Origin of the sequence: Streptomyces sp. NPDC005262 (assembly GCF_042872425.1) — a bacterium.
Taxonomy (GTDB): Bacteria; Actinomycetota; Actinomycetes; order Streptomycetales; family Streptomycetaceae; genus Streptomyces.
This window is the reverse complement of sequence record NZ_JBIAKK010000009.1, coordinates 1-20,520: the sequence shown is the minus strand read 5'-3', so window position 1 is coordinate 20,520 and position 20,520 is coordinate 1. Positions and strand designations below refer to the sequence as shown.

18 protein-coding genes are annotated in these 20,520 nt (G+C 69.7%); 15 read left to right on the top strand and 3 right to left on the bottom strand.

Going from position 1 to position 20,520, the window contains the following annotated elements; translation table 11 throughout:
* Window positions 1-103 precede the first annotated feature (103 nt).
* From ACFYP5_RS22345 to galE, 3 genes are all read right to left on the bottom strand, one after another.
* Window positions 104-1,399: a bifunctional class I SAM-dependent methyltransferase/N-acetyltransferase gene (locus tag ACFYP5_RS22345; RefSeq protein WP_389038726.1), complete on the bottom strand. Its 1,296-nt coding sequence runs from the start codon at window positions 1,397-1,399 to the stop codon at window positions 104-106.
* Between the two features lie 211 nt (window positions 1,400-1,610).
* Entirely contained in the window at window positions 1,611-2,552 is a 942-nt protein-coding gene (locus ACFYP5_RS22340) for a cation diffusion facilitator family transporter (protein ID WP_389038723.1), read from the bottom strand.
* Window positions 2,553-2,717: 165 nt separating this feature from the next.
* The gene (gene galE / locus ACFYP5_RS22335; RefSeq protein WP_389038720.1) at window positions 2,718-3,701 is read right to left on the bottom strand and encodes a UDP-glucose 4-epimerase GalE; all 984 of its coding nucleotides are present in this window, start codon (window positions 3,699-3,701) and stop codon (window positions 2,718-2,720) included.
* Between the two features lie 318 nt (window positions 3,702-4,019).
* Between galE and ACFYP5_RS22330 the strand changes: the two genes are divergently transcribed.
* The 15 genes from ACFYP5_RS22330 to ACFYP5_RS22260 form a co-directional block, all read left to right on the top strand.
* Window positions 4,020-5,801: a DUF5941 domain-containing protein gene (locus ACFYP5_RS22330; RefSeq protein ID WP_389039270.1), complete on the top strand. Its 1,782-nt coding sequence runs from the start codon at window positions 4,020-4,022 to the stop codon at window positions 5,799-5,801.
* Window positions 5,798-6,535: a phosphocholine cytidylyltransferase family protein gene (locus ACFYP5_RS22325; RefSeq protein ID WP_313940233.1), complete on the top strand. Its 738-nt coding sequence runs from the start codon at window positions 5,798-5,800 to the stop codon at window positions 6,533-6,535. The genes ACFYP5_RS22330 and ACFYP5_RS22325 overlap by 4 nt, the downstream gene beginning before the upstream one ends.
* The gene (locus ACFYP5_RS22320) at window positions 6,523-7,584 is read left to right on the top strand and encodes an iron-containing alcohol dehydrogenase family protein (protein ID WP_389038718.1); all 1,062 of its coding nucleotides are present in this window, start codon (window positions 6,523-6,525) and stop codon (window positions 7,582-7,584) included. Before ACFYP5_RS22325 ends, ACFYP5_RS22320 begins: the two co-directional genes overlap by 13 nt.
* Window positions 7,562-8,341, top strand: coding sequence for a CDP-alcohol phosphatidyltransferase family protein (locus ACFYP5_RS22315; RefSeq protein WP_389038715.1), 780 nt, complete (start codon window positions 7,562-7,564; stop codon window positions 8,339-8,341). The genes ACFYP5_RS22320 and ACFYP5_RS22315 overlap by 23 nt, the downstream gene beginning before the upstream one ends.
* Window positions 8,338-9,222 carry a glycosyltransferase family 2 protein gene (locus ACFYP5_RS22310; RefSeq protein WP_389038712.1) on the top strand — a complete coding sequence of 295 codons (885 nt, stop codon included), beginning with the start codon at window positions 8,338-8,340 and terminating at the stop codon, window positions 9,220-9,222. The genes ACFYP5_RS22315 and ACFYP5_RS22310 overlap by 4 nt, the downstream gene beginning before the upstream one ends.
* A gap of 104 nt (window positions 9,223-9,326) precedes the next feature.
* Window positions 9,327-10,256 carry an ABC transporter permease gene (locus tag ACFYP5_RS22305; RefSeq protein ID WP_389038710.1) on the top strand — a complete coding sequence of 310 codons (930 nt, stop codon included), beginning with the start codon at window positions 9,327-9,329 and terminating at the stop codon, window positions 10,254-10,256.
* Window positions 10,249-11,034 carry an ABC transporter ATP-binding protein gene (locus ACFYP5_RS22300; RefSeq protein WP_389038707.1) on the top strand — a complete coding sequence of 262 codons (786 nt, stop codon included), beginning with the start codon at window positions 10,249-10,251 and terminating at the stop codon, window positions 11,032-11,034. Before ACFYP5_RS22305 ends, ACFYP5_RS22300 begins: the two co-directional genes overlap by 8 nt.
* A 449-nt stretch (window positions 11,035-11,483) precedes the next feature.
* Window positions 11,484-12,404 (top strand): squalene synthase HpnC, encoded by a 921-nt coding sequence (gene hpnC, locus ACFYP5_RS22295; protein ID WP_389039268.1) that lies wholly within the window; start codon window positions 11,484-11,486, stop codon window positions 12,402-12,404.
* Between the two features lie 29 nt (window positions 12,405-12,433).
* The gene (gene hpnD / locus ACFYP5_RS22290) at window positions 12,434-13,354 is read left to right on the top strand and encodes a presqualene diphosphate synthase HpnD (RefSeq protein WP_389039265.1); all 921 of its coding nucleotides are present in this window, start codon (window positions 12,434-12,436) and stop codon (window positions 13,352-13,354) included.
* A gap of 154 nt (window positions 13,355-13,508) precedes the next feature.
* Window positions 13,509-14,897 (top strand): hydroxysqualene dehydroxylase HpnE, encoded by a 1,389-nt coding sequence (hpnE, locus tag ACFYP5_RS22285; protein ID WP_389038704.1) that lies wholly within the window; start codon window positions 13,509-13,511, stop codon window positions 14,895-14,897.
* On the top strand, window positions 14,894-15,997 hold the full coding sequence (locus ACFYP5_RS22280) for a polyprenyl synthetase family protein (RefSeq protein ID WP_389038701.1): 1,104 nt from the start codon (window positions 14,894-14,896) through the stop codon (window positions 15,995-15,997). The genes hpnE and ACFYP5_RS22280 overlap by 4 nt, the downstream gene beginning before the upstream one ends.
* A 104-nt stretch (window positions 15,998-16,101) precedes the next feature.
* Entirely contained in the window at window positions 16,102-18,102 is a 2,001-nt protein-coding gene (gene shc / locus ACFYP5_RS22275) for a squalene--hopene cyclase (protein ID WP_389038699.1), read from the top strand.
* Window positions 18,102-18,761, top strand: coding sequence for a 1-hydroxy-2-methyl-2-butenyl 4-diphosphate reductase (locus ACFYP5_RS22270; RefSeq protein WP_389038696.1), 660 nt, complete (start codon window positions 18,102-18,104; stop codon window positions 18,759-18,761). Before shc ends, ACFYP5_RS22270 begins: the two co-directional genes overlap by 1 nt.
* Before the next feature lie 5 nt (window positions 18,762-18,766).
* On the top strand, window positions 18,767-19,786 hold the full coding sequence (hpnH, locus tag ACFYP5_RS22265; protein ID WP_389038694.1) for an adenosyl-hopene transferase HpnH: 1,020 nt from the start codon (window positions 18,767-18,769) through the stop codon (window positions 19,784-19,786).
* Window positions 19,787-19,790: 4 nt separating this feature from the next.
* A partial coding sequence (locus tag ACFYP5_RS22260) for a flavodoxin-dependent (E)-4-hydroxy-3-methylbut-2-enyl-diphosphate synthase (protein ID WP_389038691.1) occupies window positions 19,791-20,520 on the top strand: 730 nt, incomplete at its 3' end.

The window sequence follows — 20,520 nt, the reverse complement described above, 5'->3', positions numbered from 1 at the left end:
AGTCTGCTCAAGTCTGCCGTACAAAAGCGGCTTGTCCGTACTTCGGGTCCTGGCATGTCCGGTCCCACCGCACTGTACGGATGCGGTGGGACCGGACCACGACTCAGACCCCGAATGCCGCCGGATACTGGATCATGCCCTGCGGCACCGGCGTGGAATCGTCGAGCGGTAGAGCCATCATCGCGTCGTCCGGTACGTCGAAGCCCGGACGGATCCCGTACCGGGAAGCCGGTGCGAAGCCGAACCTCGGGTAGTACCCGGGATGCCCGAGCACCAGCACGAGCCGTTCGCCCCGCAGCCGGGCCGCATCCAGCACGGCCCGTACCACCGCCTGACCGGCCCCCTCGCGCTGCCGGTCGGGGACGGTCGCCACAGGCGCCAGTGCCAGCGCCGGTGTGTCACCGACCCGGCACCGGGTCAGCAGCGCGTACGCGACGATGTCACCGTCCGGCCCGTCCTGTGCCACGTACGCCAGGCCGGGCAGCCAGGCCGACGGATCGGCCCGCAGCGCGTCGACCAGACCGGCCTCGTCCGGTGTCGGGAAGGCGGCCGCGTTGACCGCGTGCACCGCCTCGATGTCCGCCGCCGTCTCCGGCCGGGTGGTCCAGCGGGGGTCGGCGGGACGAAGGGCGTACGCGGCGTAGCCGTACTCGCCGCCGTGGTCGCGGCGCATGGCCAGTTCCGCACGGGTGGACGCGAGCGCCCACGCCATGCCGGGAACCGAAGGATCCGCGGCCTCGACATGCCGGGCGAGCGGGACGTAGTACTCGTCCCAGTCGCTTTCGGGCTGCACCCGCACTCCGAGGACGTGGTAGCCGGCCGCGGTGGCCGCCGCGGTCTGGGCGGCCACCGGGAGCATCGGGCCGTCCTGGTCCCAGAAGGCGCGCGCCTCGTCCGACGGCTCGTCAGTCGTCCAGACGCAGTGGCTGACGACCAGGGAGCCGCCCGGCGCGAGCAGCCGCTTCCAGTCCCGCAGCGCGGTGTCGAAGCCGATGATGTACGCGGACCCCTCGGCCCAGACGAGATCGAACGACCCGTCCGGGAGGTCCGGTGTGCCCGGGCCGGAGAGCTTGCCCATATCGGCCCGGACGGTACGGATCCGGTCGCCGAGTCCGCGTGCCTCGGCAGCCACGCGCAGCTCGTCGAGGAACGGCTGGTGGGTGTCGACGGCTGTCACTTCGGCACCCGCCTCGGCGGCGAGCAGCAGTGCGGCCCTGCCCGGGCCGCAGCCCAGATCGAGGACGCGCGGACGGTGCGGCAGCGGGCCGGTGAGGGCGAGCAGTTGCCGGGTGGTGGCGTCGGAGCCGGGGCTCTGCCGCGGCAGGTCGTGGTGCAGTGAGAAGAACGCCTCGTGACGAACGGCGTGATCGTCACGAACGGCGTGGTCGTTGTCGGTCAACGTGGGAAACCCTTGAGTGAGAGGGCTTCGGCCAACGTCGCGACTCGGCGGGAGTCGAGGTGCTAGCCGGAAACCCGGAGGCTGAAGAAGGACCGAATGCTGCGCCGGGCAGGCGCCGTCGTGACGGTCATCAACCTCAGCTCCTCTCTCAGACACGGGCGAGGCTCACATGCCTCTGCGGGGACCCTACACCCGTACCCCGAGGGGCCGTTCAGTGACAGAGCTTCGCTTCGTGCTCCGCATGACCGATGGGCTCGAGCTGGAATGTGCAGTGCTCGACATCGAAGTGGACACCGAGGCAGCCCTGCAGTTCGTGCAGCAGTTTCTCGTGCCCCACCGAGTCGAGCAGTTCCCGCTGCACCACGACGTGGGCGGAGAGCACCGGCATGCCCGAGGTGATGGTCCAGGCGTGCAGGTCGTGGACGTCCAGCACGCCGGGCAGGGCGGTGATGTGGGCCCGCACCTCTCCCATGTCGACCCCCTTCGGGGCCGACTCCAGCAGCACACTGAGCGTCTCCCGGAGCAGCTTCACCGTGCGGGGGACGATCATCAGGCCGATCAGCAGCGAGGCGACCGGGTCGGCGGCCTGCCAGCCGGTCGCCAGGATGATGCTCGCCGAGATGAGCACGGTGACCGAGCCGAGTGTGTCCGCCAGCACCTCCAGGTAGGCGCCGCGCACATTGAGGCTCTCCTTCTGCCCACGCATCAGCAGTGACAGGGAGATCATGTTGGCGACGAGACCGACCAGTGCGAAGACGATCGTCAGGCCACCCCGGGTCTCGGTCGGTGTGATGAAGCGCTCGACCGCCTCGAACAGCAGATAGCCGCCGACCCCGAGCAGCAGCAGACAGTTGGCCAGAGCGGCGAGGATCTCCGCCCGGGCGTAGCCGAAGGTGAGGTGGAGTCCGGCCGGCCTGTTGGCGAAGTGGATCGCCATCAGCGCCATGCCGAGCCCCAGCGCGTCGGTCGCCATGTGCGCGGCGTCGGCGATCAGAGCCAGCGAATCCGAGAGCAGACCGCCGACGATCTGCAGGACCATCACGGTGAGCGTGATGCAGAGCGCGACCCGCAGCCGTCCCTTGTACGCGGCGGCCGCGGTACCGGTCGGCGGCGGCCCGCCGTGTGAGTGTCCGTGATCGTGCCCAGCCCCCATGGGGACGCCTCCGGTCGTCTCGCGGACCCGGGCCCGTATCGGCCCGAGAAGGCCAGTGAACTACGGGTGGGGGGTATCGGGCAACACGGCACTGAACACCGTTGTCAACTGCTCTGACCTGCGGAAATGGTCGCAGGTCAGAGCGGCTGGGTGATTGCGTGCGGGTCATGCGCCGAGCGCCTGGGGGTGGCGCTGGCACCAGCCCTCCCAGGCCGACCGGACCATCTCCCGCACCCCGCGCCGGGCCGTCCAGCCCAGCTCCTCGGACATCCGCGCGGCGGAGGCGACCGCCCTGGCCGCGTCGCCGGGCCGGCACGGCTCGGTCTCCGGCTCGATGTGGCGGCCGGTGATCTCGCCCACCAGATCGGCGAGCTCACGCACCGAGACGCCCTCGCCGCGGCCGATGTTCACCGTCAGGTCCGCGGGGGCGCCCTGCTCGCTCAGCCTGCGGGCCACCGCGAGATGCGCGTCGGCGAGGTCGGCGACATGGATGTAGTCGCGGATGCAGGTCCCGTCCGGCGTCGGATAGTCGTCGCCGAAGATCCGTGGGGCCTCGCCGCGGGTCAGCCGGTCGAAGAACATCGGGATGACATTGAAGACGCCGATGTCCGAAAGTTCCGGTTCGGCCGCTCCCGCCACATTGAAGTAGCGCAGACAGCCGGTGGACAGGGAGTGCGCCTTCCCGGCCGCTCGGACCAGCCACTCCCCGGCGAGCTTCGTCTCGCCGTACGGGTTGATCGGGGAGCAGGGCGTCTCCTCGGTGATGAGTTCCGCGTCCGGTACGCCGTACACCGCGGCCGAGGAGGAGAAGACGAAGCGCTGCACACCGGCCGCGACGACGGCCTCGAGCAGAACCGCGAGCCCCGAGACGTTTTCCCGGTAGTAGTGCAGGGGCTTCTCGACGGACTCTCCGACCTGTTTCTTCGCTGCGAGATGCACCACACCGGTCACGGCGTGCTCGGCGAGCACCCGGTCGAGCAGTGCGCGGTCGGCGGCCGAGCCGCGGACCAGCGGTACACCGGCCGGGAGCCGGTCGGGAATGCCGGTGGAGAGGTCGTCCAGGACGACCACCCGCTCTCCGGCGCCCGTCATGGCACGCACCACATGTGCCCCGATATATCCCGCTCCACCTGTGATCAGCCACGTCATGTCTGTCAGCGTAGGTCCATGCCACCGTGGTCCATCGGCCCAGGCCGGGGCCGTGGCCACCGCGGTTTGTCGGGCGAGGCAGGGATCGACGATGATGATCGCGGGCGGCGCCGCATGATGGCGACCCACCCCGAACGGAACATAAACGGGCGGTGAACTCCCGCTTCCGTTCATCAGATAGCCTCTGCCGACGTGCCTTCGGCCCGCATCCGGGCCGCACTGTCGCGCGCCGACCCTGTCAGCACCAAGGAGTGAGTTCGTCTGTCGACCGCCATCCTCACCGGTGCGCCGGTACCCGGGTCGTCGCTCGAGGACGATCTGAGGTCGCTGGGCTTCGACGTACAGGCCGCCGCTGATGTCATCGAAGCCGCGGAGCTGCTCGCCGCGGCTCCCGCCGACGTCCGCGTCGCCCTGGTCGACCCCCGCTTCGTCGGGCATGTCCACGCCCTCCGGCTCGGGCTGACCGACCCCCGCTTCCCCGCCGTCACCGTGCCCGGTGCGCTCACCGCGCAGCCGGAAGCGCGTGCCGCGCTCGTCCAGGCCCTGCGCAGCACCACCGCGGCAGTCGGCGCGGGCGTCCCTGTGGGACGGGCCGGCGGCGCGGACACCGTGCCCGTCACCGACCGCACCGTGCCCGGACGCATCGCCGTCGCGCTGGAGGCCGAGGGCACCACCGTGCAGCGCCCCGAGCTCGGCTCGCTCGTCGCCGCCGTGCCCGCCGACCAGGCCGCCCGCGCCACCGCGCAGTCCGCCGTGGCCGCGGTCGACGACGAGGCGGTGCGGCTGCGCAGCGCCGTGAAGGCCCGCGACGGCTTCTTCACCACGTTCTTCATCAGCCCGTACTCGCGCTACATCGCGCGCTGGTGCGCGCGCCGCGGCCTCACCCCGAACCAGGTCACCACCGCCTCCCTGCTCACCGCATTGATTGCGGCGGGCTGCGCGGCCACCGGCAGCCGCGGCGGCTACATCGCCGCAGGGCTGCTGCTGCTCTTCTCGTTCGTCCTGGACTGCACCGACGGGCAGCTCGCCCGCTACTCGCTGCAGTACTCGACGATGGGTGCCTGGCTGGACGCCACGTTCGACCGGGCCAAGGAGTACGCGTACTACGCGGGACTCGCCCTCGGCGCCGCCCGAAACGGCGACGACGTATGGGCGCTCGCGCTCGGCGCGATGGTGCTGCAGACCTGCCGCCATGTCGTCGACTTCTCGTTCAACGAGGCCAACCACGACGCGGTCGCCAACTCCAGCCCGACGGCGGCGCTCTCCGACAAGCTCGACAGCGTCGGGTGGACGGTCTGGCTGCGCCGGATGATAGTGCTGCCGATCGGTGAGCGGTGGGCGATGATCGCCGTACTGACCGCGGTGACCACGCCGCGGATCGTCTTCTACGCCCTGCTGATCGGCTGCGCGGTCGCTGCCTGCTACACCACCGCCGGCCGCCTGCTGCGTTCGCTGACCCGCAAGGCGCAGCGCACCGACCGGGCCGCCCTGGCACTCGCCGACCTCGCCGACTCCGGGCCACTGGCCCAGTTGGTGGCGGCGCGGGGACCCCGTATCGGGAGCGGCTGGGCCGCGCCGTCGGCAGCCCTCGTCGGCGCGCTCGCCCTGGTCGCCGCCGCGCTGACGCAGCCGTTCGGCGGCCGGCAGATGATCGTCGCCGCGGTCTTCTACGCGGTCTGCTCGGGCGTCGCCGTGGCCCGCCCGCTCAAGGGCGCACTCGACTGGCTCGTACCGCCGATATTCAGGGCGGCGGAGTACTGCACGATCCTCGCTCTGGCCGCCCGCAGCGATGTCGATCAAGCCCTTCCAGCGGCTTTCGGGCTGGTTTCGGCCGTCGCCTACCATCACTACGACACGGTGTACCGCATTCGCGGGGGCACCGGCGCGCCGCCCCGGTGGCTGGTGCGGACGATCGGTGGGCACGAGGGCCGGACCTTGGTGGTGGCCGTACTCGCCGCCGTATTCACTCAGCATTCGGGCTTCACCGTGGCCCTCACCACTTTCGCAGTGGCCGTGGCACTGGTGGTGCTCGTCGAGTCCATCCGTTTCTGGGTCTCCTCCGGAGCACCTGCCGTTCACGACGAAGGAGAACCCGCATGATCGGCCTCGTACTCGCAGCCGGTGCCGGACGGCGTCTGCGTCCCTACACCGACACGCTTCCGAAGGCCCTCGTGCCGGTCGACGGTGAGAAGACCGTGCTCGACCTCACGCTGGCCAACTTCGCGGAGATCGGCCTCACCGAGGTCGCGATCGTCGTCGGCTACCGCAAGGAGGCCGTCTACGAGCGCAAGGCCGCGCTCGAGGCGAAGTACGGCCTGACGCTCACCCTCGTCGACAACGACAAGGCCGAGGAGTGGAACAACGCCTACTCGCTGTGGTGCGCCCGTGACGTGCTCGCGCGAGGTGTGATCCTCGCCAACGGCGACACCGTGCACCCGGTCTCCGTCGAGAAGACGCTCCTCGCCGCCCGCGGCAACGGCCAGAAGATCATCCTCGCCCTCGACACGGTGAAGAACCTCGCCGACGAGGAGATGAAGGTCATCACCGACGGTGACAAGGGCGTGCGGCGCATCACCAAGCTGATGGACCCGGCCACCGCGACCGGCGAGTACATCGGCGTCACCCTCATCGAGCCCGAGGCCGCCGCGGAGCTGGCCGACGCCCTGAAGGCGACGTTCGAGCGCGACCCCGACCTGTACTACGAGGACGGCTACCAGGAGCTCGTCGACCGGGGCTTCACCGTCGACGTGGCCTCCATCGGCGAAGTGACGTGGGTCGAGATCGACAACCACGACGACCTCGCCAAGGGTCGGGAGATCGCATGCCAGTACTGAGCCGGCTCATTCCGTCGCCGGTCGTCGTCGACATCCGGCGCCGCGCCCTGGACGATCTGGCGTCCCTCCTCGCCGACCAGCGGATCTCCGCCTCCGGCAAGCTCGCCGTCGCGATCAGCGGCGGCTCCGGCCTGGCCCTGCGCGAGCGGCTCGCCCCGGCGCTGCCCGGCGCCCACTGGTACCAGGTCGCCGACGGCACGATCGACTCGGCCGTCAAGCTCGCCGACGACATCAAGGGCGACCGGTACGACGCGGTGGTCGGGCTCGGCGGTGGCAAGATCATCGACGTGGCGAAGTACGCCGCGGCGCGCGTCGGCATGCCGATGGTGGCGGTCGCGACGAACCTCTCGCACGACGGTCTCTGCTCGCCGGTCGCGACCCTGGACAACGACAACGGACGCGGCTCGTACGGCGTCCCCACCCCGATCGCCGTCGTCATCGACCTGGACATCATCCGTGAGGCGCCCACCCGCTACGTGCGCTCCGGCATCGGCGACGCGGTCTCCAACATCTCGTGCGTGGCCGACTGGGAACTCGCCCACCAGGTCAACGGCGAGGAGATCGACGGACTCGCCGCGGCCATGGCCCGGCAGGCCGGCGAGGCCGTGCTGCGCCACCCGGGCGGGGTCGGCGACGACTCCTTCCTGAAGGTGCTGGCCGAGGGCCTGGTGCTGACCGGTATCTCCATGTCGGTCGCCGGGGACTCCCGGCCGGCCTCCGGTGCCTGCCACGAGATCAACCACGCCTTCGATCTGCTGTATCCCAAGCGCGCCGCCAGCCACGGCGAACAGGTCGGCCTCGGCGCCTGCTTCGCCATGCACCTGCGGGGCGCGCGGGAGGAGTCGCTGCTCATGGCGGCCGCGCTGCGTCGCCACGGGCTGCCGGTCCTGCCCGACGAGATCGGCTTCACCGCCGACGAGTTCGTCCAGGCCGTCGACTACGCCCCGCAGACGCGCCCGGGACGCTTCACGATCCTGGAACACCTCAACCTGTCCACCGACCAGATCAGGGACGCGTACGCCGACTATGCCAAGACCATCCGTAGCTGAACTCCGTCCGGTCGTTCACCCTCCGGGCGTCAAGGACCGGCGCAGCGGTGAGCACTGGGCGGGCCGGCTCTACATGCGTGAGCTCTCCCTGCGTGTGGACCGGTATCTGGTGAACACCAGGGTGACGCCCAACCAGCTGACCTACCTGATGACCGTCGCCGGCGTGCTCGCCGCTCCGTCCCTGCTCGTCCCGGGTATCCCCGGCGCGCTGCTCGGGGTTCTCATGGTCCAGCTCTACCTGCTGCTCGACTGCGTCGACGGCGAGCTGGCGCGCTGGAAGCAGCAGTTCTCCCTGGGCGGCGTCTACCTGGACCGTGTCGGCGCGTATCTCTGCGACGCGGCCGTGCTGGTCGGCTTCGGTCTGCGCGCCGCCGACCTGTGGGGCAGCGGACGGATCGACTGGCTCTGGGCCTTCCTGGGTACCCTGGCGGCCCTGGGCGCCATCCTGATCAAGGCGGAGACCGACCTCGTCGGGGTCGCACGTCACCAGGGCGGGCTGCCGCCGGTCAAGGAGGCCGCGTCCGAGCCGCGCTCGTCCGGCATGGCGCTCGCCCGCCGGGCCGCCGGTGCGCTCAAGTTCCACCGGCTGATCCTGTGCGTCGAGGCGTCACTGGTGATTCTGGTCGCCGCCGTCCTGGACTCGGTCCGGGACGATCTCTTCTTCAGCCGACTCGCGGTCGCGGTCCTGGCCGGTGTCGCCCTTCTGCAGACCCTTCTGCACCTCGTGTCGGTCCTGGCCTCGAGCAGGCTGAAGTGAGCACGCCGATGAAGCTCGGCGCGGTCATCATCACGATGGGAAACCGTCCTGACGAGCTGCGTGCCCTCCTCGATTCGGTCGCCAAGCAGGACGGCGACCGGATCGAGACGGTGGTCGTCGGCAACGGCGCCCCCGTCCCGGACGTCCCCCCGGGCGTCCGGACGGTCGAGCTCCCCGAGAACCTGGGCATCCCCGGCGGCCGCAACGTCGGTATCGAGGCCTTCGGCCCGTCCGGCGCCGACGTCGACGCCCTGCTCTTCCTCGACGACGACGGACTGCTGCCGCTGACCGACACCGCCGAGCTGTGCCGGCAGGCGTTCGAGGAGGACCCGAAGCTGGGGATAATCAGCTTCCGGATCGCCGACCCGGACACCGGTGTCACCCAGCGCCGTCACGTGCCGCGGCTGCGCGCCGCCGACCCGATGCGCTCGTCGCGGGTGACGACCTTCCTCGGCGGCGCCAATGCCGTCCGGACCCAGGTCCTCGCCGAGGTCGGCGGGCTGCCTGGCGATTTCTTCTACGCGCACGAGGAGACCGATCTCGCCTGGCGAGCGCTGGACGCCGGCTGGATGATCGACTATCGCGCCGACATGGTGCTCAACCATCCGACCACTGCCCCGTCGCGGCACGCGGTTTACCATCGCATGGTGGCCCGTAACCGGGTCTGGTTGGCCCGTCGTAATCTGCCGGCGCCGTTGGTGCCGGTCTACCTCGGCGTCTGGTTGCTGCTGACCCTGCTCCGCAAGCCCTCGGGCCCCGCCCTGAAGGCGTGGTTCGGCGGATTCCGGGAAGGCTGGGCGAAACCCTGCGGACCGCGCCGTCCGATGAAGTGGCGTACGGTATGGCGGCTGACCAGACTCGGCCGACCTCCCGTTATCTGAGAAGCTCTCCCCTGAGAGCATGAGGCGTATTTTTTTTACGGGACCTGTCCGCTTGAACCGCGCCCGCGACTGGCTGCGCATCTTGAATACGAGAGTTTCATCTGGTGAGTGACACAACCCATGATGGTGCGGTCGCGCTGAGCACCCCGCCATCCGCCGACGACGGCCTGAGCGCCGCCGAGCGGGCCGGAAAGTACGGCCTGACGGTGAGCGGAGCCCGGCCCGGGCTGTTCGAGTACGTGCAGCAGCTCTGGGGGCGCCGCCACTTCATCATGGCGTTCTCCCGGGCGAAGCTGACTGCCCAGTACAGCCAGGCCAAGCTCGGCCAGCTGTGGCAGGTGGCCACGCCGCTGCTCAATGCCCTGGTCTATTTCTTGATCTTCGGGCTGATTCTGGGCACCAGGAAGGGAATGCCCCAGGAGGTATTCATCCCCTTCCTCGTGACGGGCGTGTTTGTCTTCACCTTTACGCAGAGCTCGGTGATGGCGGGCGTACGGGCGATCTCCGGAAACCTCGGACTGGTCCGCGCGCTGCACTTCCCGCGCGCCTCGCTGCCCATCTCGTTCTCGCTGCAACAGCTCCAGCAGTTGTTGTACTCGATGATCGTGATGGCGGTCGTGGTGGTCGGCTTCGGAAGCTATCCGTCGCTCTCCTGGCTGCTGATCGTCCCCGCGCTGGTCCTGCAGTTCGTCTTCAACACCGGTCTCGCCCTGATCATGGCCAGGCTCGGCAGCAAGACCCCGGACCTGGCCCAGCTGATGCCGTTCGTCATGCGTACCTGGATGTACGCGTCCGGTGTCATGTTCTCCATCCCGGTGATGCTCCAGGACAAGCCGGAGTGGATCGGCAGGGTGCTGCAGTACAACCCGGCGGCCATCTACATGGACCTGATCCGCTTCGCGCTGATCGATGGGTATGGCTCCGAGAACCTGCCGCCGCACGTGTGGATCGTCGGGCTCGCGTGGGCGGCTTTCATCGGCGTCGCGGGCTTTTTGTACTTCTGGAAGGCAGAGGAACGGTACGGCCGTGGCTGAGGACAACACTTCGGGGCGTGTCCCCACCGTCATCGCCGACGATGTGCACATCGTGTACCGGGTCAACGCCGGCGGCGGAGGCAAGGGCAGTGCCACCGCGGCGCTGAGCCGGATACTGCGCCGCGGCAAGGGCGAGGCGCGCGGAGTCCGTAAGGTGCACGCCGTACGCGGCGTCTCCTTCACCGCCTACCGGGGCGAGGCCATCGGTCTCATCGGCTCCAACGGCTCCGGCAAGTCGACCCTGCTGCGGGCCATCGCCGGTCTGCTGCCGACCGAGCACGGCAAGGTGTACACGGACGGCCAGCCGTCGCTGCTCGGTGTGAACGCGGCGCTGATGAGCGACCTGACCGGCGAGCGGAACGTGGTGCTCGGCGGGCTCGCGATGGGCATGACGCGCGAGGAGATCCGCGAGCGCTACCAGGGGATCGTCGACTTCTCGGGCATCAACGAGAAGGGCGACTTCATCACCCTGCCGATGCGGACGTACTCCTCCGGCATGGCCGCCCGGCTGCGTTTCTCCATCGCCGCCGCCAAGAAGCACGACGTCCTCATGATCGACGAGGCGCTGGCCACCGGGGACCGCAAGTTCCAGATCCGCTCCGAGAAGCGCATCCGTGAGCTGCGCAAGGAAGCGGGCACGGTCTTCCTGGTCAGCCACAGCAACAAGTCCATCAGGGACACCTGCGACCGGGTGCTCTGGCTGGAGAAGGGCGAGCTGCTGATGGACGGTCCCACCGAGGAGGTCCTCAAGGCGTACGAGCGGGAGACCGGGAAGTAACACCCCCGCCCCAACCGCTCTCCGACACCGCAGCGGCCTCTGCCGGAGCACTCCGGCAGAGGCCGCTGCGTGTCCGGATCGTGGACGCCTTGGGGGCGTGCGCCGCGCCGACGCACGCCCGGGGAAGATCTCCTCCCGCCGGATGACGTCAATTTCCTTGCACGCGGGGAAGGTTGGCGGAGAACGCAGTGTTGTTGTAATGCGCGCTACACCCCGGCGTATGCCTGGGCGTTGTACAACGTAAGCTGTACCGGTGCTGATTCGTGGCAAGTGGGGCGATACCGCCTGGGTGTACCGCCCGTAGGTGGTCCTCCGCACTCGGGAGAGCGGGCGGCGTGTCCGGAATGGGATGTTTTGGGTCAGCAGTGTAGAACGGGAGATGTGACGGCAATGACGGAAAATCTCCAGCTCCGAGGTGTATATGCCGTCCCCGCGCCGGACGGTCAGTGGTGACCCGTACCCGGCAGGCGCGCCATGACGCCGCCGTGCCCGCCACGCTCGACAAGGCCGCGGACGAGAACTTCCCCGTGGCCCCTTTCTTCCTGCCACGCGCCTGGCGTAACGATCTGATGGCGGTGTACGGCTACGCCCGCCTGGTCGACGACATCGGTGACGGCGATCTCGCACCCGGCGGCGCCGACGCCCGCCACCTCGGACTGGATCCCGCGCAGACCGATGACCGGCTCGCGATGCTCGACGCGTTCGAGGCGGACCTGCACCGGGTCTTCGACACCGCGGGCGACGGTCCGCGCCACCCGCTGCTGCGCGCGCTGCGCCCCACCGTGCGGCGCTGCGCCCTCACGCCCGAGCCGTTCCTCGGGCTCATCGAGGCCAACCGGCAGGACCAGAAGGTCCGGCGCTACGGGACGTACGAGGAGCTGCTCGCCTACTGCGAACTCTCCGCCAACCCGGTCGGCCGTCTGGTCCTTCAGATCACCGGCACCGCGAGCCCCGAGCGGATCCGCCGCTCCGACGCCGTCTGTACCGCCCTGCAGATCGTCGAGCACCTCCAGGACGTCACCGAGGACCTCGGGCGCGACCGGATCTATCTGCCGGCCGACGACATGGCCAGGTTCCATGTCACCGAGGCCGACCTGGCAACCCCCTCCGGGGGCGCATCGGTGCGTGCACTGGTTGCATACGAAGCAGAACGCGCCCGGAACCTGCTGAATGAAGGCACCCCCTTGGTGGGTAGCGTCCACGGCAGGCTCAAGCTGCTTCTCGCCGGATTTGTGGGAGGGGGGCGTGCCGCCCTCACCGCGATCGCGGCCGCCGGGTTCGACGTACTGCCCGGACCGCCCAAGCCCACCAAGCCCAGCTTGCTGCGCGAGGTGGGAGTTGTCTTGCGAAGAGCGCGTAGAGAGGGGTGAGCCGGACCGTGGAGGGACAGACGACGTACATGTCGGCGCCGGTACAGGCCGCATACAGTTACTGCGAGGCCGTCACCGGACAGCAGGCGCGTAACTTCGCGTACGGAATCAGGCTGCTGCCGACCGAGAAGCGCCAGGCCATGTCGGCGTTGTACGCGTTCTCCCGCCGGGTCGACGACATCGGCGACGGCGAGCTGGAGCCGGAGACCAAGCGGCTCCGGCTGGAAAGCACCCGCACGCTGCTGGACCGGATCCGGGACGGCGCGATCGACGAGGACGACACCGACCCGGTGGCCGTCGCGCTCGCCGACGCCGCGAACCGCTTCCCGCTGCCGCTCGGCGGGCTCGACGAACTGATCGACGGCGTGCTCATGGACGTGCGCGGCACGACGTACGAGACGTGGGACGACCTCAAGGTCTACTGCCGGTGTGTCGCAGGGGCCATCGGCCGGCTCAGCCTGGGCGTTTTCGGTACGGAACCGGGTGCACCCGGAGCCGACCGCGCCGCGGAGTACGCCGACACGCTCGGCCTCGCCCTGCAGCTGACCAACATCCTGCGCGACGTCCGCGAGGACGCGGGCAACGGGCGTACGTATCTGCCCGCCGACGACCTCGCCAAGTTCGGCTGTTCCGCCGGCTTCCACCGGGCCACCCCGCCGCCCGGCTCCGACTTCGCGGGCCTGGTCCACTTCGAGGTGCGGCGCGCCCGCGCCCTCTTCGCCGAGGGCTACCGGCTGCTGCCGATGCTGGACCGCCGCAGCGGCGCCTGTGTGGCCGCCATGGCCGGTATCTACCGCCGCCTGCTCGACCGGATCGAGCGCGACCCCGAGGCGGTGCTGCGCGGCCGGGTTTCGCTGCCGGGCCACGAGAAGGCGTACGTCGCGGTGCGCGGCCTGTCGGGTCTGGACGCGCGGTACATCTCGCGCCGGACGGCCCGGGGGCGTGTCTGATGCGTAATGCAGATATCTCGCGCACCATGTGCATCACGGACACTCTGTCCAGACCTGGGGCAACCCTGCGACGGTCCGGCGCGTCCCTGACTGAAGCAGCGCGCCTGACCGAAAAGACGAGTCCGACCGGAGCGACCTGGCGAAAGGGGGACGCGTGACCGACGAGGCCCTGCGTTCCTCCCGCGCGGTCGTGATCGGCGGCGGACTGGCCGGCATCACCGCGGCCCTCCGTCTCGCCGACGCCGGGCTTGACGTGACCCTGCTCGAAGGACGGCCGAGGCTCGGCGGACTCGCCTTCTCCTTCAAACGCGGCGAACTGACGGTGGACAACGGTCAGCATGTCTACCTTCGCTGCTGCACCGCCTACCGCTGGTTCCTCGACCGGGTCGGCGGCGCACGTCTGGCACCCCTGCAAAACCGTTTGGACGTGCCCGTTCTCGATGTCGGACGTCCCTCGGGGCCCCGGCTCGGACGGCTGCGCCGCAACGCCCTGCCGGTGCCGTTCCACCTCGCCGCCGGGCTGGCGGGCTACCCGCATCTCTCGCTCGCCGAGCGGGCAGGTGTCGGGCGCGCCGCACTGGCACTCGGCCGGCTCGACCCGGACGACCCGGCGCTCGACGCCATCGACTTCGGCAGCTGGCTGACCCGCCACGGGCAGTCCCCGCGCACCATCGAGGCACTCTGGGACCTCGTCGGCGTCGCCACACTCAACGCCACCGCCCCGAACTCCTCGCTGGCCCTCGCCGCGAAGGTCTTCAAGACCGGACTCCTCTCCGAGCCCGGCGCCGCCGACATCGGCTGGGCGAGCGTGCCGCTCGGCGAGGTGCACGACACGCTGACCCGCAAGGCGCTCGACTCCGTCGGCGTGCGGACCGAGCTGCGTACCAAGGCCGACACCGTCACCCGCACCGGCGACGGACGCTGGATCGTCGACACGGGCGCCGAACGGATCGAGGCGGACACCGTCGTCCTCGCCGTCCCGCACCGCGAGACGCACGACCTGCTGCCCGAAGGCGCACTCGACGAGCCGGACAGGCTGCTCTCCATCGGTACCTCGCCGATTCTCAACGTGCACGTCGTCTACGACCGCAAGGTGCTGCGCCGCCCGTTCTTCGCCGCGCTCGGCTCCCCGGTCCAGTGGGTCTTCGACCGTACGGACGCCTCGGGCCTGACCGGCCCCGGACAGTACCTCGCGCTCTCCCAGTCAGCGGCCGACGAGGAGATCGACCTGCCCGTCGCCGAGCTGCGCACTCGCTACCTGCCCGAGCTGGAACGGCTCCTGCCGGCCGCCCGCGGAGCCGGCATCAGGGACTTCTTCGTCACCCGGGAACGCGCAGCGACCTTTGCCCCCGCCCCCGGTGTCGGCCGGCTGCGCCCCGGGACGCGCACCCGTGCCCCCGGCCTCTATCTGGCCGGAGCATGGACCGCCACCGGCTGGCCCGCGACTATGGAGGGCGCGGTGCGCAGCGGGTGCAGCGCCGCGGACGCCGCGCTCGGTGCGCTCGGCCGCACCCATGAACTTCCGCTGCAGGAGGCGGCATGAGCAGTACCACCGGAACAAGAGGAGAGTCAGTGACCCCGGCGAATCCGGCTTTCGACACCGTGGTAGACACCGCGGACGTCACCGTGCTTCTGGAGCGCGGACGGGCCCTGTCCGCTCCGGTGCTCCGGGCCGCCGTTGACCGGCTCGCACCGCCCATGGACACCGTCGCCGCCTACCACTTCGGCTGGATCGACGCCCAGGGCCGGCCCTCCGACGGCGACGGAGGCAAGGCCGTCCGCCCGGCGCTCGCCCTGCTGTCCGCCGAGGCGGCGGGGGCTGCGGCCGAGGCCGGCATCCCCGGCGCGGTAGCCGTCGAACTCGTGCACAATTTCTCGCTGTTGCACGACGACCTGATGGACGGTGACGAGCAGCGCCGCCACCGGGACACCGTATGGAAGGTGCACGGCCCGGCGCAGGCGATCCTGGTCGGCGACGCGCTGTTCGCGCTGGCCAACGAGATCCTGCTGGAGCTCGGCACGGTCGAGGCGGGCCGCGCGGCCCGTCGGCTGACCACCGCCACCCGCAAGCTCATCGACGGGCAGGCCCAGGACATCTCCTACGAGCACCGCGAGCGGGTCACCGTCGAGGAGTGCCTGGAGATGGAGGGCAACAAGACGGGTGCCCTGCTCGCCTGCGCCGTCTCCATCGGTGCGGTGCTCGGCGGGGCCGACGACCGTACCGCCGACACCCTGGAGGCGTACGGCTACCACCTCGGCCTCGCCTTCCAGGCCGTCGACGATCTGCTCGGTATCTGGGGCGACCCGGAGTCCACCGGCAAGCAGACCTGGAGCGATCTGCGTCAGCGCAAGAAGTCCCTGCCGGTCGTCGCCGCGCTCGCCGCGGGCGGACCGGCCTCGGAGCGCCTCGGTGAGCTGCTTGCCGCGGACGCCAAGAGCACCGACTTCGACAGCTTCTCCGAGGAGGAGTTCGCCGCCCGGGCGGCGCTCATCGAGGAGGCGGGCGGCCGCGAGTGGACCGCCCAGGAGGCCCGTCGGCAGCATGCGATCGCCATCGAGGCGCTGCACGTTGTCGACATGCCGGAAACCGTGCGTGCGCAGCTCACGGCGCTCGCGGACTTCGTCGTCGTACGAAAGAGATGATCACCATTCGCATATGACTCGCAGTCGCCGGTCGGCGCCCTCGAAGGGCGCCGACCGACGGAGACCCCAGCACAGCAGAGGACCAACTGCACGAAGGGGAAGCCATGACAGCGACGACCGACGGAAGCACCGGGGCTGTTGACCCCCGGGCAGCCTCGGCCAGCGAACCGACCGAATCAACCATCGTCGCGGACGACGTACTCGCCGCCGCGCGGCGGGCCGCGGAACGCTCGGTGGAGCATCTCCTCGGCAGACAGGACGACCAGGGCTGGTGGAAGGGCGACCTCGCCACCAACGTCACCATGGACGCCGAGGATCTGCTGCTCCGCCAGTTCCTCGGCATTCAGGACCCGGCCACCGTCGAGTCGGCCGCCCGCTTCATCCGCGGCGAGCAGCTCGGCGACGGCACCTGGGCCACCTTCCACGGAGGGCCGGGCGAGCTCTCCACCACCATCGAGGCGTACGTCGCGCTGCGGCTGGCGGGAGACCGGCCGGACGATCCGCACATGGCCCGCGCCTCGAGGTGGATCAGGGAACAGGGCGGTATCGCCGAGAGCCGCGTCTTCACCCGGATCTGGCTGGCCCTGTTCGGCTGGTGGAAGTGGGACGACCTGCCCGAGCTCCCACCTGAGCTGATGTTCTTCCCGAAGTGGGTCCCGCTCAACATCTACGACTTCGGCTGCTGGGCCCGGCAGACGATTGTGCCGCTGACCGTCGTCTCGGCGAAGCGTCCGGTACGGCCCGCGCCCTTCGCCCTCGACGAGCTGCACACCGACCCGCTCGTCCCCAACCCGCCCAAGCGCCGTGCCCCGGCAGCCAGTTGGGACGGCGTCTTCCAGCGACTCGACAAGGCCCTGCACGTCTACCACAAGGTGGCCCCGCGCCGGCTGCGCCGGATCGCCATGAACGCGGCAGCCCGCTGGATCATCGAACGCCAGGAGAACGACGGGTGCTGGGGCGGCATCCAGCCGCCCGCCGTGTACTCCGTCATCGCCCTGCATCTCCTCGGATACGACCTCGACCACCCGGTGATGCGGGCCGGCCTGGACTCGCTGAACCGGTTCGCCATCTGGCGCGAGGACGGCGCCCGCATGATCGAGGCCTGCCAGTCACCGGTCTGGGACACCTGCCTCGCCACCATCGCGCTCGCCGATGCCGGACTCAGGCCCGACCATCCCGCGCTCGTGAAAGCGGCGGACTGGATGCTCGGCGAGGAGATCGTCAGGCCCGGCGACTGGTCCGTGCGCCGACCTCAACTTGACCCGGGCGGTTGGGCGTTCGAGTTCCACAACGACAACTACCCGGACATCGACGACACCGCCGAGGTGGTCCTCGCCCTGCGCCGGGTCCGGCACCCGAATCCGGCCGGTGTCGAGGCCGCCATCGAACGCGGGGTGCGCTGGAACCTTGGGATGCAGTCCCGCAACGGGGCCTGGGGCGCATTCGACGCCGACAACACCAGTCCGTTCCCCAACCGGCTGCCCTTCTGCGACTTCGGAGAGGTCATCGATCCGCCGTCCGCCGATGTCACCGGACACGTGGTGGAGATGCTGGCCATGGAGGGGCGGTCCGATCACCCGGCCACCCGGCGCGGCATCGAGTGGCTGCTCGCCGAACAGGAGGCGAGCGGTGCCTGGTTCGGCCGCTGGGGCGTCAACTACGTATACGGAACAGGGTCGGTGGTGCCCGCCCTGGTCGCCGCCGGGCTGCCCGCAGCCCATCCGGCGATCCGCCGGGCGGTTGGCTGGCTGGAGTCCGTGCAGAACGACGACGGCGGCTGGGGCGAGGACCTGCGCTCGTACCAGGAGGAGAAGTGGATCGGGAACGGTTCGTCGACCGCGTCCCAGACCGCCTGGGCGCTCCTCGCCCTCCTCGCTGCCGGCCGGCGTGAGAGCACGGCGGTGACCCGGGGTGTCGCCTGGCTGACCGAGGCCCAGCAGGCTGACGGATCCTGGGACGAACCGTACTTCACCGGCACCGGGTTCCCCTGGGACTTCTCCATCAACTACCACCTCTACCGGCAGGTCTTCCCGCTCACCGCACTCGGGCGGTACGTGTACGGCGACCCGTTCGCCGCCCGCACGGCCGTCCGGGAGGGGGCCTGATGGGCGATGCACCGGGGCCGTCCGGCCCCGCGGCGCCGCTGCTGATCGCCTGCGCGCTCGGTATCGAACAACTCGCCCTGCGCAGTGGCAGAGGAAAGGCGGGCGACGCCCCGGGCCAGGTGACCGTGCTCCGCACGGGCATGGGCCCGAAAGCCGCCGAGACGGCCGTGGCGCACGCGCTCGGCCAGGACCGGGCGCTCGGCGCCGCGGTCATCGCCTCCGGATTCTGTGCCGGGCTCGCGCCCGGCATGCACCCGGGAGACCTGGTGGTCGCCGACGAGACCCGGGAGGCCGGCGACTCGACGACCTGCGCCGGCGCGGGTCTGCTCGCCGAGGCACTCGCCAGGACGGTGCCGGGACGCACCGTCCACACCGGCCCGCTGACCGGCTCCGGCCATGTCGTGCGCGGACATGAGCGGGCCGAGCTGCGGGCCACCGGAGCGATCGCTGTGGACATGGAGTCCGCCGCCACCCTCCGCACCGCCCTGCGCACCGGGGTACGCCCCGTTGCGGCCGTACGGGTGGTCGTGGACGCTCCGGAGCACGAGCTCGTCCGCATCGGCACGGTACGCGGTGGAATATCGGCTTTCCGTGTTCTCCGTGCTGTCCTGCCTGCTTTCTATGAATGGCACCGATCTTTGCTGCTCCCCAGGAGGTGAGCTAGATGGCCATGCCGCTCCGTCAGACCATCAAGGTTGCGACGTACCTCATTGAACAGAAGCTCCGCAAGCGGGACAAATTCCCGCTCATTGTCGAGCTGGAGCCTTTGTTCGCCTGCAATCTGGCGTGCGAGGGCTGCGGAAAGATCCAGCATCCGGCCGGAGTGCTCAAGCAGCGGATGCCGGTGGCCCAGGCCGTCGGCGCGGTGCTGGAATCGGGTGCCCCCATGGTGTCCATCGCGGGCGGTGAGCCCCTGATGCACCCGCAGATCGACGAAATCGTGCGACAGCTGGTGGCGCGCAAGAAGTACGTCTTCCTCTGCACCAACGCGATGCTGCTCCGCAAGAAGATGGAGAAATTCGCCCCGTCCCCGTTTTTCGCCTTCGCCGTGCACATCGACGGTCTGCGCGAACGGCACGACGAATCGGTCGCCAAGGAAGGCGTGTTCGACGAGGCGGTGGCGGCGATCAAGGAGGCCAAGCGGCGCGGCTTCCGGGTCACCACGAACTCCACCTTCTTCAACACCGACACCCCGCAGACCGTCATCGAGGTCCTGAACTACCTCAATGACGACCTGAAGGTCGACGAGATGATGATCTCGCCCGCCTACGCGTACGAGAAGGCTCCCGACCAGGAGCACTTCCTCGGCGTCGAGCAGACCCGCGAGCTCTTCAAGAAGTCCTTCGCGGGCGGTAACCGGGCCCGCTGGCGGCTGAACCACTCACCGCTCTTCCTGGACTTCCTCGAGGGCAAGGCGGACTTCCCGTGCACGGCGTGGGCGATCCCCAACTACTCGCTCTTCGGCTGGCAGCGGCCCTGCTATCTGATGAGCGACGGGTACGTCCCCACGTACCGGGAACTCATCGAGGAGACCGACTGGGACAAGTACGGCCGCGGCAAGGATCCGCGCTGCGCCAACTGCATGGCGCACTGCGGCTACGAGCCCACTGCGGTCCTCGCCACGATGGGCTCGCTCAAGGAGTCCCTGCGTGCCGCGCGCGAGACCGTCTCCGGGAGCCGGTGACGTCATGACCACTGGAGAACCAGTCGCGCTGGGTCTCCCCGAGCTGCCGGCCCGGCCGCTCGCGATGCGCCGTCCCTCGCGGCGCATCCAGGTCGGGCCGGTGGCGGTCGGTGGGGATGCGCCGGTGTCGGTGCAGTCGATGACCACGACGCGGACGTCGGATGTCGGTGCGACGTTGCAGCAGATCGCGGAGCTGACGGCGTCGGGCTGTCAGATCGTGCGGGTTGCGTGTCCGACGCAGGATGATGCGGACGCGCTTGCGACGATTGCGCGTAAGTCGCAGATTCCGGTGATCGCGGATATTCATTTTCAGCCGAAGTATGTGTTCGCGGCGATTGATGCGGGCTGTGCTGCGGTGCGGGTGAATCCGGGGAACATCAAGCAGTTCGATGACAAGGTGAAGGAGATCGCGCGGGCGGCGAACGATGCGGGGACGCCGATCCGGATCGGTGTGAATGCGGGTTCGCTGGATGCGCGGTTGTTGAGGAAGTACGGGAAGGCGACGCCTGAGGCTCTGGTGGAGTCGGCGTTGTGGGAGGCGTCGCTGTTCGAGGAGCACGGGTTCCGGGACATCAAGATCTCGGTGAAGCACAACGATCCGGTGGTGATGGTGAATGCGTACCGTCAGCTGGCGGCTCAGTGTGATTACCCGTTGCATCTGGGGGTGACGGAGGCGGGGCCGGCGTTCCAGGGGACGATCAAGTCCGCGGTGGCGTTCGGTGCGTTGCTGAGTG